13 protein-coding genes are annotated in these 12,330 nt (G+C 44.8%); 12 read left to right on the top strand and 1 reads right to left on the bottom strand.

Features of this window, described 5'->3' with window-relative positions; translation table 11 throughout:
* The first annotated feature begins 179 nt into the window (after nucleotides 1-179).
* The 12 genes from J2T20_RS18245 (at nucleotide 180) to J2T20_RS18190 (ending at nucleotide 11,776) form a co-directional block, all read left to right on the top strand.
* Nucleotides 180-1,571: a sigma-54 interaction domain-containing protein gene (locus J2T20_RS18245; protein WP_307590784.1), complete on the top strand. Its 1,392-nt coding sequence runs from the start codon at nucleotides 180-182 to the stop codon at nucleotides 1,569-1,571.
* A 216-nt stretch (nucleotides 1,572-1,787) separates the two neighbouring features.
* On the top strand, nucleotides 1,788-2,222 hold the full coding sequence (locus J2T20_RS18240; protein WP_307590783.1) for a hypothetical protein: 435 nt from the start codon (nucleotides 1,788-1,790) through the stop codon (nucleotides 2,220-2,222).
* 95 nt (nucleotides 2,223-2,317) lie between these two features.
* Nucleotides 2,318-3,454: a serine hydrolase domain-containing protein gene (locus J2T20_RS18235; protein ID WP_307590782.1), complete on the top strand. Its 1,137-nt coding sequence runs from the start codon at nucleotides 2,318-2,320 to the stop codon at nucleotides 3,452-3,454.
* A gap of 25 nt (nucleotides 3,455-3,479) precedes the next feature.
* Nucleotides 3,480-3,854 (top strand): zinc-binding dehydrogenase, encoded by a 375-nt coding sequence (locus J2T20_RS18230; protein WP_307590789.1) that lies wholly within the window; start codon nucleotides 3,480-3,482, stop codon nucleotides 3,852-3,854.
* 423 nt (nucleotides 3,855-4,277) lie between these two features.
* Nucleotides 4,278-5,501 carry an FTR1 family iron permease gene (locus J2T20_RS18225; RefSeq protein WP_307590781.1) on the top strand — a complete coding sequence of 408 codons (1,224 nt, stop codon included), beginning with the start codon at nucleotides 4,278-4,280 and terminating at the stop codon, nucleotides 5,499-5,501.
* A 55-nt stretch (nucleotides 5,502-5,556) separates the two neighbouring features.
* Entirely contained in the window at nucleotides 5,557-6,183 is a 627-nt protein-coding gene (locus J2T20_RS18220) for an iron transporter (RefSeq protein ID WP_307590780.1), read from the top strand.
* Nucleotides 6,184-6,240: 57 nt separating this feature from the next.
* Nucleotides 6,241-7,545 (top strand): Fe-S-containing protein, encoded by a 1,305-nt coding sequence (locus tag J2T20_RS18215; RefSeq protein WP_307590779.1) that lies wholly within the window; start codon nucleotides 6,241-6,243, stop codon nucleotides 7,543-7,545.
* 33 nt (nucleotides 7,546-7,578) lie between these two features.
* Nucleotides 7,579-8,877 carry an ABC transporter permease gene (locus tag J2T20_RS18210; RefSeq protein ID WP_307590778.1) on the top strand — a complete coding sequence of 433 codons (1,299 nt, stop codon included), beginning with the start codon at nucleotides 7,579-7,581 and terminating at the stop codon, nucleotides 8,875-8,877.
* 4 nt (nucleotides 8,878-8,881) lie between these two features.
* Complete coding sequence (locus tag J2T20_RS18205) at nucleotides 8,882-10,018, top strand: ABC transporter permease (RefSeq protein WP_307590777.1); 1,137 nt, start codon at nucleotides 8,882-8,884, stop codon at nucleotides 10,016-10,018.
* A 20-nt stretch (nucleotides 10,019-10,038) separates the two neighbouring features.
* On the top strand, nucleotides 10,039-10,719 hold the full coding sequence (locus J2T20_RS18200; RefSeq protein ID WP_307590776.1) for an ABC transporter ATP-binding protein: 681 nt from the start codon (nucleotides 10,039-10,041) through the stop codon (nucleotides 10,717-10,719).
* Nucleotides 10,720-10,751: 32 nt separating this feature from the next.
* Nucleotides 10,752-11,255, top strand: a complete 504-nt coding sequence (locus J2T20_RS18195; protein ID WP_307590775.1) for a Fur family transcriptional regulator — start codon at nucleotides 10,752-10,754, stop codon at nucleotides 11,253-11,255.
* Between the two features lie 287 nt (nucleotides 11,256-11,542).
* Nucleotides 11,543-11,776 (top strand): cupin domain-containing protein, encoded by a 234-nt coding sequence (locus J2T20_RS18190; protein WP_307590774.1) that lies wholly within the window; start codon nucleotides 11,543-11,545, stop codon nucleotides 11,774-11,776.
* Here J2T20_RS18190 and J2T20_RS18185 read toward each other — a convergent pair.
* A complete protein-coding gene (locus J2T20_RS18185; RefSeq protein ID WP_307590773.1) occupies nucleotides 11,752-12,189 on the bottom strand; it encodes a MerR family transcriptional regulator in 438 nt (145 codons plus the stop codon). The genes J2T20_RS18190 and J2T20_RS18185 overlap by 25 nt on opposite strands.
* Nucleotides 12,190-12,330: the final 141 nt, after the last annotated feature.

Below are 12,330 nucleotides of genomic sequence, written 5' to 3'. Positions count from 1 at the left end.
GTAACAACAAAATATATAGCGGTAGGGACACCGCAAATTCAAGGCTGAGGACATGGGGCGTTGGCTCTGTGGATGAATCAGCAATAAAAGAGAAAAAGTTTTTTCTTTCGAAGCCCCCACTTCAAAACCTTTGGTTTAAGTGGAGGGTAGTTCACTACAACTGTATGGGACTGATAAATTTGACTAAAAAAATTAAAAAAACAGGCAAACGTACGATAGATGAAATTATTGAAGAATTGCCTTCTACTTTATTTGTCACCGACCAAAACGGAAATATATTAATATCCAATGAATTTACGGCTTTAACCATCGGAGTCCAATTAGAAGAACTGCTAAAAGCGAACGTCCAAGATTTGGTGAAGGCAGGCTATTATAGTCATTCCATAACGATGGAAGCCATTCAAAGCAAACAAAAAGTATCTAAGAATGTAAATACGTCAAGAGGGTTTCATATTTTTTCGACAGCTATTCCTATTCTGGACAAGGATGGAGAGGTGCAGCTTGTAGTCACCACTTCAAATGAATTCAAAAAGGAACACACCTATTATGAAGCTAATGCACCTGTAACCCGACAAATCAGCAAGCAATTAGAAGAAGCTGCAGCGGGGAAAGGGAAAGGTATTGTAGCCGAAAGCTTGGCGATGAAACAAATTATTAAAGTCTGCAACCAAATAGCATCCTACGACAGTAAAGTGTTAATCTATGGTGAATCCGGAACGGGTAAAGAGGTTATAGCGAAATACATTCATTTAAAGAGTGAAAAGTGGAAAGGTCCTTTCATTGCAATTAACTGCGCAGCTATTCCTCCGGCTGTATTTGAATATGAATTATTTGGATACGAAAAAGGAGTCATAGCAGGCCAGGTGGAAGAGAAGAAGGGCCTGATTGAAATTGCTAATGACGGGGTTTTATTTCTGGATGAAATCGCCGAAATGCCTCTCGAAATGCAAGCCAAACTATTGCGGGTTATTGAGAACAATGAAGTGAGAAGAGTAGGCGGAATCAGTAATGTACCTATCAATTGCCGTGTAATATCAGCTACTAATCGGGATCTATGGAGTCTGGTAAAGAAAGGACTATTCCGCGAAGATTTATATTATCGGATTAATGTGATCCCTATTCATATTCCTCCGCTTCGCAACCGGAAATTAGACCTTGTAGGATTAATCTCTAATTTTATAGCCAGCTTCAATCAAATGTATGGTAAGAAATATGTCTTGAGTGCAGATGAGTTCCATAAGATGTTAAGTCAACCTTGGCATGGGAATGCGCGAGAGTTAAGGAATTATATCGAAAGACTTGTGGTTACGGAACAAATGGGAATCCATCAACAGGAAGAGGATAATGTTACGGATTGGTTTTCAATCGATCACTTCATAGAAAAGAATGCCCATCAGCTCTCTACTCTAAAAGACTTCACTGCAGTAGTAGAGGGCCGTTACATTAAAAAAGTTCTGAAAGATTGTTATGGAAACGGTACAGAAGCGGCCAAGAAATTAAGTGTGGACAGATCGGTTATTTATAGAAAGCTAAAGAAAATGGAAGAAGTGCTGGACACCAAAATACTATAGATGTACGAGGACAAGAACTTTACCTATTGGTATCTATATAGGACTTCTTGTCCTTTTGTCTTTTCTTGAAGAGACGACAAATCAAAATTGTGTTATTTAATCTCAAAAAATTATGATTGAATAGCAAGTTTATAACCCCTATAATAAGTCCGATTACTAGACTGGTGGGAGCGACATGAACAAGTACTTAATGTACAAGCGGGAATTAACCCGGAAGTGGTCTTAATCGGCAATTCGATTACCCATTTCTGGGGAGGCGAGCCAAAGACGGAGGGGAATGCCGATACGGAAGAGTCATGGAACTCCGCATTTGGATCTTATCGAGTACTTAACCTGGGATTCGGCTGGGACCATACTCAAAACGTACTATGGCGACTTGATCACGGCCAACTGAAAGGGCTTTCGCCAAAAACGGAAAACGCCCGATCCAACAGCCCCGATGAAATTGCAGAAGGCTGCCGAGCGATCTGCGACCGTGTCAACGACATGGTTCCAGAGTCAAAAATTATTCTTATGGCCGTATTCCCCCGGGAAGAGTATCCGGACCACCCAAGACGTAGGCAGATCGCCGAGATTAATGCCCGTTATGCAGATTACTTGAGCCTGATGGCACCTTGTCCGCTGAAATCGCACCAGACTTTTGCCATCTGACTGAACGCGGGTACCACAGGTGGGCAGATGCGCTTCGTCCACTGCTTCCGCTCAGGGAATACATTTTATAACTTTTTTATAAGGAAGGGAATTTCATGAACTTTAAACCACTATCCCATTTTATCGACCGAATCACCTCTTGGCGAATACCCTGGGCAGAAGTGATTGTCATGCATCAGAATCAAACGGTATTACATTACAAGAGCGGCTACACCAATCTGGAAGACAAGATTCAAATCGATGAACGGCAAATCGTCAATATTTACTCCATGTCGAAGATTCTTACCTGTACAGCGGCACTTCAACTCGTTGAAAAGGGTATTGTACTGTTAAGCGATCCGATATCGGATTATCTGCCGGAATATGCAGAAATGACCGTGCAGAAAGTCTTGCCTGAAGGCCGAGTTGAACTGGTGAGAGCGAATCAACCTATTACGGTCCGTGATCTGTTTACCATGACAGCCGGATTCTCATACGATCTTGAAGCCCCTTCTATACGTCAGGTCGTAGATCGCACTAATGGCAGAGTTCCAACCCGGGATTTTGCAGCAGCACTGGCAAAGGAACCGCTTCTGTTCGAGCCGGGCACCCGATGGAATTACAGTCTGTGTCATGATGTTCTCGCCGCGCTCGTCGAAGTGGTAGACGGAAGAAAATTTAGTTGCTATGTCCATGATGAAATTACCGGCCCGCTAGGAATGAACGATACGGGGTTTAACCTGACGGAAAAGCAGCTAAGCCGCTTAACGCCCCAATACGAATATAACGATGTGCTGAACAAACCTGTGCGCAAGGATGGAAATGGGTATCGGCTCGGTACGGAGTTTGAAAGCGGCGGAGCAGGGCTGTTATCGACCGCAAGCGATTATATTCTTTTTCTTAATGCGCTCACGAACCGGGGGACAAGTCCGGAAGGAATACGCATTCTTTCACCTGCTTCGGTCAACCTAATGCGTACTGACCATCTTAACGAGCGTACGCGGAGCGAGTTCTTCACGGGTAATCATGAAGGATATGGCTATGGCCTTGGCGTTAGAACTCATATATCAAAAGCTCGCAGCGGATTGCTCAGTCCGCCTGGTGAATTTGGGTGGGCCGGTGCTGCCGGTTGCTTAGGGGTCATCGATCCTGAAACGCAGCTGACCATAATGTATGCACAGCATTTGCTGAATAATCAGGAGCCTTATGTGCACCCGCGACTCATAAATATTGTATACTCCTGCCTGAATTAATATTGTCTGATCGAACGCCCTTTTCATTACTAAGGGCGTTCTTATTTGCCTAATAGATACTACAATTGATTCGTCAGTTCAAGAACTGACGAATGGTGAAGGAACGCATGTCGTTCTAGAATGTGTCGGGCTGATGCCTGCTTACGAAATGAGTATTGGAGCTGTTCGGACCGGCGGGGTTATCAGTCGTGTTGGTGTTCTGCAGTATAATGAAGTTCCAATCGGCTTTGCAAGTCTTTTCGGTCGTAATATTACCCTTACGGGAGATCCGGCACCAACGCGTGCATACATGGAAGAATTACTACCGGACATTCTTGACGGAACAGTTGAACCTGGTCGTGTTTTTGACGTAACGGTTGTCTGGACGGTAGCGCTATCAGTTGCCTGTTGTAATGGCTGAATACATCAAGTAAGGGCAGTTGTCATTATGGACGGCATTAAATGCAACCATCTTAGTTAGGGTATATAGACTGTGAAATGAACGTGTTTTAGGTCTATTGGATATGATTGATAGTGTTTGAAGAGGTCCACTTTAAGGTAGAGGCTTGCGAGAAAAATGACGATTTGAAACTATAAAGTATAGAGCAACTGAAATTAAATATTTTTTTTAGAAAGAGTCGATTAGCCCACACGGGGGAGTGGTCGATTCTTTCTTTTTTTTGTTTAGAGATTGCTGAACAGGCAAAAGCACAAAAAGTTAATTTTTAGTATGACATATATCATATTTTAATAAAAACTAATTCATTAAAGTATATATCATTAAATGATTATGATAATCAATATCATTTAGATCTATATTATGCTTTCACAAGGGGTGATCGGGTTGCAGGGGCGATTATGGCGGACCGTTTTATCATTTATTCTGCTGATGCTATTGATTATACCAGGTCAAGCACATGCAGCGGATGGCAATTGGCGCAATGTGGTAGAACAGATAGATGACACTTTGCAGCAAGCGCTGGAGACTTATGTTAAGGGGGATGTCGCAGAGGCCAAAAATCAGGTCAATAATGCGTACTATGGTCCCTATGAAGCCGGACAGATGGAGAAAGCGGTGAAATATAATATTTCATCGAAGCGAAATGCCCTCATTGAGGAAGAATTCCGCCAGATCCGAAAGTCTATGACTGCCGGGACGTCCAAGGCTCAGGTGAACCAGCAGATGTCAGAGCTGGTAGATATGCTGCAGGAGGATGCGGCGACACTAAGTAAGTCCGACAGTACTCCATGGGGTATTTTCTTATCATCACTAGTCATTATCCTGCGTGAAGGTATTGAAGCTATCCTGGTTATCGCAGCAATCATTGCTTATCTGATCAAATCGGGGAATAGGGATAAGGTCAAGATCATCTATCAGAGCACAGTAGTGGCACTGGGGGCAAGCGTGCTGACAGCAATTGGCCTCAAATATTTATTCAACATTAGTGGAGCCAGTCAGGAAAATCTGGAAGGGATTACGATGCTGCTTGCCGTAGTCGTACTGTTCTCCATGAGCTTCTGGTTAATCGGTAAAGCGGATGCCAAACGGTGGAAGAGTTACATCGAAGGCAAGATACAGACATCAATTACTACAGGCAACACGGTGACTTTGTGGCTTGCTGCATTCCTTGCTGTATACAGAGAAGGTGCTGAGACTGTACTTTTCTACCAGGCTCTAGTGACTGGACAAGATGGAGAAGGAATTAGCATGATCGGGCTGGGGATTCTTGTGGGTGCATTGGCGCTGATCGTAATCTTTCTGATTATCCGTTACGGCAGTCTGCGTATTCCTCTTAAGCCCTTCTTTATTGGAACCAGTATTCTGATGTACTATTTGGCTTTTGTTTTTGCTGGAGAAGCCATCACGGAGCTTCAGGCTGGAACCATGATTAGTGCAACATCTGTTTCCGGATTTCCGATTATAAGCTTCTTTGGAATCTATCCGACGGTAGAAAGCTTAACGGCACAGGGTCTGCTGCTGTTGGCTACTGTCATAGGTCTTGTCTGGTATATGATCTCTTCCCGCAAAGGGACGGTCAAACCGGATAGCAGACGCTTCCCGGGTTAAGAGTAATCATGTTATTGCAATGCTTTATAAATAAATAATCAGGGGTGTGTAGAGAATGAAACAAATTAAAAACGTATTGATGGTTACCGGAATGGTTCTGGCTATATCTGCATTAATGGTAGGATGTAATTCAAACAGCAAGAGCGGTAATGATGCAGCAGCTTCGGGCAATAATGCGTCAGTAAATGCTCCGGCGGATGAAGCGGCAGCCTTTGAAGAGTTCCCGATCGGTGAAGAGCAGGAAGTTGATGGCATAAAGATTGGAGCGTTGTATCTGCAGCCGGTGGATATGGAGCCTATGGACAAAGCAGGATTGCCTGCTGCTCAGTCTGACTTTCACCTTGAAGCAGATATCGCAGCACTGGAAGGTAATGAAACAGGCTTCGGAATTGGTGAGTTTATCCCTTACCTGACCGTTCATTATCAGATCAAAGCTAAGGATACGGATAAGGTAGTTTCCGAAGGCACCTTTATGCCTATGAATGCTTCCGACGGCGCACACTATGGAGCCAATGTTAAACTGGCTGGCGCAGGCGAATATATTCTGAACTATGTTGTGGAATCGCCGGAAAAAATGGACTACTTGCTTCACACAGATGATGCGACAGGTGTTGCAGGACGATTCTGGCAGGAGCCGATTGACTTGACCTGGGCATTCTCTTGGGTGCCAAGAACCTGGTAAGCCGAACCAGATAGAATATTCGCAGGCTCAATCGGAGAATAGGGTGGTGAGGAAGACTTGTTAAAAGCTACTGCGATAACTCTCGGAAATGGTTTTGAGATCTCGCTGATAATTTCGGTTCTTATTGTATGGCTTAGGCATATAGGAAACGGCCACTTCTTCAGATGGATATTTGCTGGGACAGGCACTGCAGCCGTTATCGGCTGGGTTGTCCTGTATATTCTGAAATGGTCCGGTCCCAAGAAAGAAAGCTTTACAGGCTGGACTATGGCATTGTGCTTTATCCTGGAGATTCTATTTCTGATATGGCTGAGAAAGGAAAGAAAGCTTTATACGGGACAGATCAATGGAGCTCGATTTCTGTGGGGCAGAGGTAGAGCGGGGAAAATATTTATTTTCCTCACTGCTGCTTTCATGACAATGCTGCCGCTGATACGTATCCTGCAGTTTCCAAGCAGCATATTCATCCAAACCTACAGCGTGGTCAACACTGAGCTTATTCTTAAGTTCACTGGCGGCTTGCTCGGGCTGGTATTCAGCTTCCTCTTTGGAATGTCCTTTCTAAGAAGCACACGTACACTTTCAGCCCGTAGTTCCGTGGCTGGAAGTGTATTGCTACTAGGAGCAATGATGCTTAACCAGATCTTTACCGTCGCGCAGATTCTATTCGCCAGAGGCGTATTTCCGTTAACTCCACTCACGATGAAGATCCTGATTCCTATCATCAATAATATGGATAAATACCTTTACGTGCTGCTGGGAGCTTCATTCATTTGGACCGTGACAGTCTTATTGTCGTTTAGGAGAAGAAAAGAAAAACTCTCGGGGGAGTGGAATCCTGCGGTTCAGCGAAAATTCAAGGCACGTGTACGCAATGACAAGCGCTGGCTGGCTTCTATTGCCGGGCTGATGGTTCTTGTCCCTTCATTGCTCGGCGTGGAGGCGGTTCTTGCGAGCCAGACCGTTGAATTATCCCCGGCGGAGCCGGTTACTCCCGATGCGAGCCAGCAAATTGTGATCCCGCATACGTCCGTGGATGACAGGAATCTACACCGGTTTGGGTATACGGCTGCTGATGGCACTATTGTAAGGTTCATTATTATCCGCAAATCCGAAACAATGTACGGAATTGGCTTTGATGCCTGCAAAATCTGTGGGTCTTCGGGCTATTACCAGAAGAATAATAAGGTGATTTGCCGAAAATGTGATGTCATCATGAATATTTCAACGATCGGCTTCGAAGGTGGATGTAATCCGATACCGCTTGCTTATCATATGGATAAAGGTAATCTGGTCATTGCCAGCAGTGATTTGGAGAAGGAAACCGCCACTTTTCATCAGGAGGATCTCTTCCAGCATTAAGGTAGGACGGCGTAAAAGATTGGGGATGGAATAATGTTTTTTCGAATGCTCGCCAAAGCGTTTACTGTGGGTTTTAAAGGGAAAATTCTGCTAATTGTTACGATTGCCTTTGGGGCATCCCTCGCTACAGCTATGCTGAATGTATCTCTGGATGTGGGAGATCAAATGAACAGGGAACTTAAAACCTACGGCGCCAATCTGCAGGTCATCCCCAAAATGGATGCATTGCCTGCGGAAATAGACGGGGTGGACTTCAATCCGCTGGCCGACAGAGAGTTCATTGATGAGCAAGAACTTCCTAAGATCAAAACGATCTTTTGGGCCTATAATATCGTTGCCTTTACTCCTTATCTGGAAGCCTCCGCCAATTTGGATAAGATGAACCACCCAGTAGCGGTGGTCGGCACCTGGTTTAATAAAGATCTGGATCTTCCTACGGGGGAACAGATTAATACGGGAATCCGGCAGCTCAAAACATGGTGGCAGGTCGAAGGGGAATGGGTTAAGGACGATGACAGTAACACTGCGCTGGTAGGCACAGCACTGGCTGGCAAGCTGGGGCTATCACCCGGACAGATACTGGAGGTCAATATCGAAACTGGCGGGGTCAGCAAGAGTCTGCCACTGAAAGTAACAGGAATCTTAAGTGGCGGGGGAACGGATGATGATAAAATCTTCGTATCCCTAAGCACCCTGCAGCAAACGACGGGGCTTGCAGGTAAGGTGGGCAGAGTTGAAGTAAGTGCGCTGACGACCCCGGAGAACGAGCTGGCGCGAAGAGCGTCGTTGAATCCGGAGCGGTTGTCAGCCAAAGATTACGAGACCTGGTATTGTACCGCCTATGTCAGTGCCATAGCCTATCAGATTGAGAAGGCTTTGCCTGGATCAGAGGCTAAGGTGATCCGGCAGGTTGCCGAATCCGAAGGGATGATTCTGACCAAGATCCAGCTGTTGATGTTTATACTTACCGCCGCTGCTCTGATTAGCTCCGGGCTCGGTATATCCGGACTGATGACAACTAAGGTACTGGAAAGAAGCAAGGAGATCGGACTGATGAAGGCGCTGGGGGCACAAAGCTCTGAAGTACTGCTGTTATTTGTAATGGAAGCTGTGATCTCCGGCATTGCAGGCGGACTTATAGGTTACGGAGCTGGTCTCGGTTTTGCTCATATCATTGACCGGACTGTATTTGATACCTCGCTTACGTTCAAGGGGTTGGTTCTGCCGCTTGTCCTGCTACTGTCTGTGCTGCTTACCTTAGCCGGAAGTTTCTCGGCAATGCGGATGGTTATCCGGCTTCAGCCTGCCAACGTAATGAGGGGTGGGAGATAAGTGTATGCGTAAATCAACGATGTTCATTAGAATGTTAGTCAGCTCTTTTCAGCAAAGAAAATCAAGAATGTTAATCGCTTTGTTCGCCATCATTGTCGGAACTGCGGTGATCTCAGGATTACTCAGCGTATACTATGATATCAACATTAAGATGGGGATGGAGTTCCGCTCCTATGGTGCGAATCTAATCCTCACACCAACCTCGGAATCAGGGGACAAGGTATTTTCGGTGAGCACCACACAGGAGATTGCCGGCGTATTCCCTCAGAAGGATGTAGTTGGATACACGTCAAATCTCTATGGTCTGGTGAAAATTAATTCTCGCAGACTCGTGGTAGTCGGAACCTGGTTTGATCAGATCTCCAAAATCACTCCATATTGGGAGATTACAGGAACGATGGATACAGACCGGAACGCTTCCGGTACGGTGCTTGTCGGAAAAGCTTTAGCCGAGAAGCTGGGTTATAAGATCGGAACGGTGCTCCCGCTGAAAGACGAAGTGTCAGGCAGAGAGCAGAAGGTTTCAGTAACAGGCACTATTAGCAGCGGGGGGACGGAAGACAATCAAATTTTCATCAACCTTGCGGATGCCCAGAAGCTTTTTCATCAGGAAGGTCTGGCAAACGCTGCTTACTTCAGTGTTACAGGGGAAGGCTTGGATGCTGCCGCCTCAGCAGTGAATATGAAACACCCCCAAATGAAGCTTAGTCCGATTAAGCAAATTTCTGGATCCGAGGCAGTTATGCTTAATAAAATCAGTTCGCTCGTCTATATCGTCGTTGTGATTATTCTCTTGTCCACTTTATTGTGCGTAGCCACCACGATGATGACGATGGTTATGGAGCGAAAACAGGAAATCGCCTTGAAAAAAGTACTGGGCGCCCAGAATAAAGCCCTTTCTCTAGAGTTCCTGAGCGAAGCTGGAGTGCTTGCGTTGGCGGGTACACTTGCAGGTCTGATCTTCGGCTATTTTTTGGCCCAGATTATTGGTCAGAGTGTATTCCATTCTGCCATAACTTTCCGCTGGGCAGTGGTTCCGCTTGTCACAGTTACTGCATTGCTTGTAGCCGGGCTAGCTTCTCTGATTCCGCTCAGATCCGTCATCGGTATTGAGCCGGCTGTTGTGCTCAAAGGGGAATAAGACAGAAAGGGGTATGGACAATGAGTATTCTGGAAATCTCCGGAATGAGCAAGAAATATGGCAGTTTACATGCCTTGAGGGACATCACATTTTCTGTGGAGCCAGGAGAATGGCTGTCGATCATGGGATCCTCCGGTTCGGGAAAGAGTACGATGCTCAATATGATCGGACTCATGGACAAACCAAGCAGCGGTCAGGTGAAGATTGACGGGATTGCCACCAGCTCGATGAGTTCCAGGAAACTGACGGAAATCCGTAAAGATAAAATCGGACTGGTATTCCAGCAGTTCCATCTGATCCCTCACCTTACGGCACTAGAGAATGTAATGGTTGCCCAGTATTATCACAGTATGCCTGATGAGAAAGAAGCAGCTGCGGCACTGGCCAGAGTAGGCCTGGAGGGCCGGGCCCGGCATTTACCCCGGCAGTTGTCTGGCGGGGAACAGCAGCGGGTATGTATAGCCAGAGCACTGATCAACTACCCGGCGCTGATTCTGGCTGATGAGCCTACAGGGAATCTGGACGAATCTAATGAGAAAATTGTGCTGGAGCTATTCCAGGAGCTGCATAGAGAAGGACACACGATCATTATGGTCACGCATGCGCCTGAGGTGGGTGAACTGGCCGAACGGCAAATCCGGCTGGAACACGGGATCATCAAGGAGATTCGCACGCCAAATAAAATCGGAAATTTTGCATAGTATCCTGATGGACAGAAGGAGGCTGTCATTCAATGAATATTGTTGATAAGGTCGAGCAAATAAGCAGGCAAATGACAAGCAAAAGCTACAGGTTTACCAAGCATCGGGAAACCGTTGTCCGGGCATTACTAGAGCATGAATTCCGCCGTCCCAGTGCAGAGGATGTCTTCAATTATCTGCGAAAATTATCCTCCAAGATTGCCCGGGCGACTGTGTACAGGACCTTGGAGCTTTTAGCCGAAATAGATATCGTGTTAAAAATAAATATGGATGATGGAGTGACTCGTTTCTATTTTCGCGGTGATGAGTACATAAATCATTACCTATTATGCGCAACATGCGGAAATGTAGAAAAGATACAGGAAGATTGGTTATCGGAAGTGAAGAAACGTTTAGAACAAGAGTATGATTTTCAAGTGATAGACCATCTTTTAATCTTTAAAGGTATTCACGAGACTGGCTTGCATACAGACATTGAGCGCTTAACTTGGGCTCATTGTTCTTGTACCAATGATGACAAATTACGTGCTCATTGAATCGATCTGAGAGCTTCTTCCTATTCACATTTTTATATTTGGCGATTCATGCTCCAAGTGATGCAAAGTTGGCGGTGTTTAATGAAGACGTCACACAGGAATTGATGCATAAATTCAAGGAACTATTAGTGGAAACCTTAAAGATAGTTTTTCACAACAAAGTTAGTCCTGATAATCAAGAAAACCTTGATTTATCAGGACTTTTTACTATGAACACAGATCAGGCAGTGATTAAACGCATCTGGAACTGAGAGCAAATCTAAGAATTCGATGCAGGGGGGCAATTATTGTTTGTTACTGCCGGTGAAGGTTATTATCAGGCTGAAGGGGAACCCGCACAACGATTAAAAGCAGGGGACGTTGTAAACATTCCGGCCGGTGTGAAACATTGGCATGGTGCAGCAGATGATTCCTGGTTTCTTCACTTAGTAGCTGCAAGTGACCCAGGCAAAACAGAAAATGAATGGTTTGAACCTGTAAATGATGAGCAGTATGATTATTTATTTTGTAAATATTTATGATATTTTTCGGGAACATTCTCTATTGGTATTTTATCGTGAATAGCGCATGTTCCAGCTTTTTTTGCTGTTTCATAATACCAACTTTTGTAATTTAACATATCTAGCATCTCTTGCATTTCTGTCATCTGCTTTATCACAGCATCCCGCTGCAATTCCATGATGGATAAACGCTCATCTATCGTAGAATCACCCTCCGTGCAACAATCCATAAAATGTTTTATTTCTTTGATAGGCATGCCTGTTTTTTTTAGACATTCAATAATTTTTAGCCATGATAAGTCTTCATCTTTAAACACACGCATACCACCGCCGGATCGTTCTAAGAATGGAAGTAATCCCTCTTTATCATAATATCTCAAAGTTGAAGCAGCAACATCAAGTTGTTTTGCCACCTCACCAACTGTATAAATCATTCTATCTCCTCCAAAAAAAAATATTAAAAAAGCATTGACTTAAAGTTAACTTTAAGTTGTACATTTATTTAGAACTCATTAATTACAGTTTAACACAAACAATTTTATAATTGAATGGAGGAATATAGTTAAGGAACAAGG

The sequence above is a fragment of the Paenibacillus wynnii genome, from assembly GCF_030812855.1.
GTDB lineage: Bacteria > Bacillota > Bacilli > Paenibacillales > Paenibacillaceae > Paenibacillus_AQ > Paenibacillus_AQ wynnii_A.
Note: the sequence above shows the minus strand (reverse complement) of the source record. Positions and strands in the feature narration are given on the sequence as shown.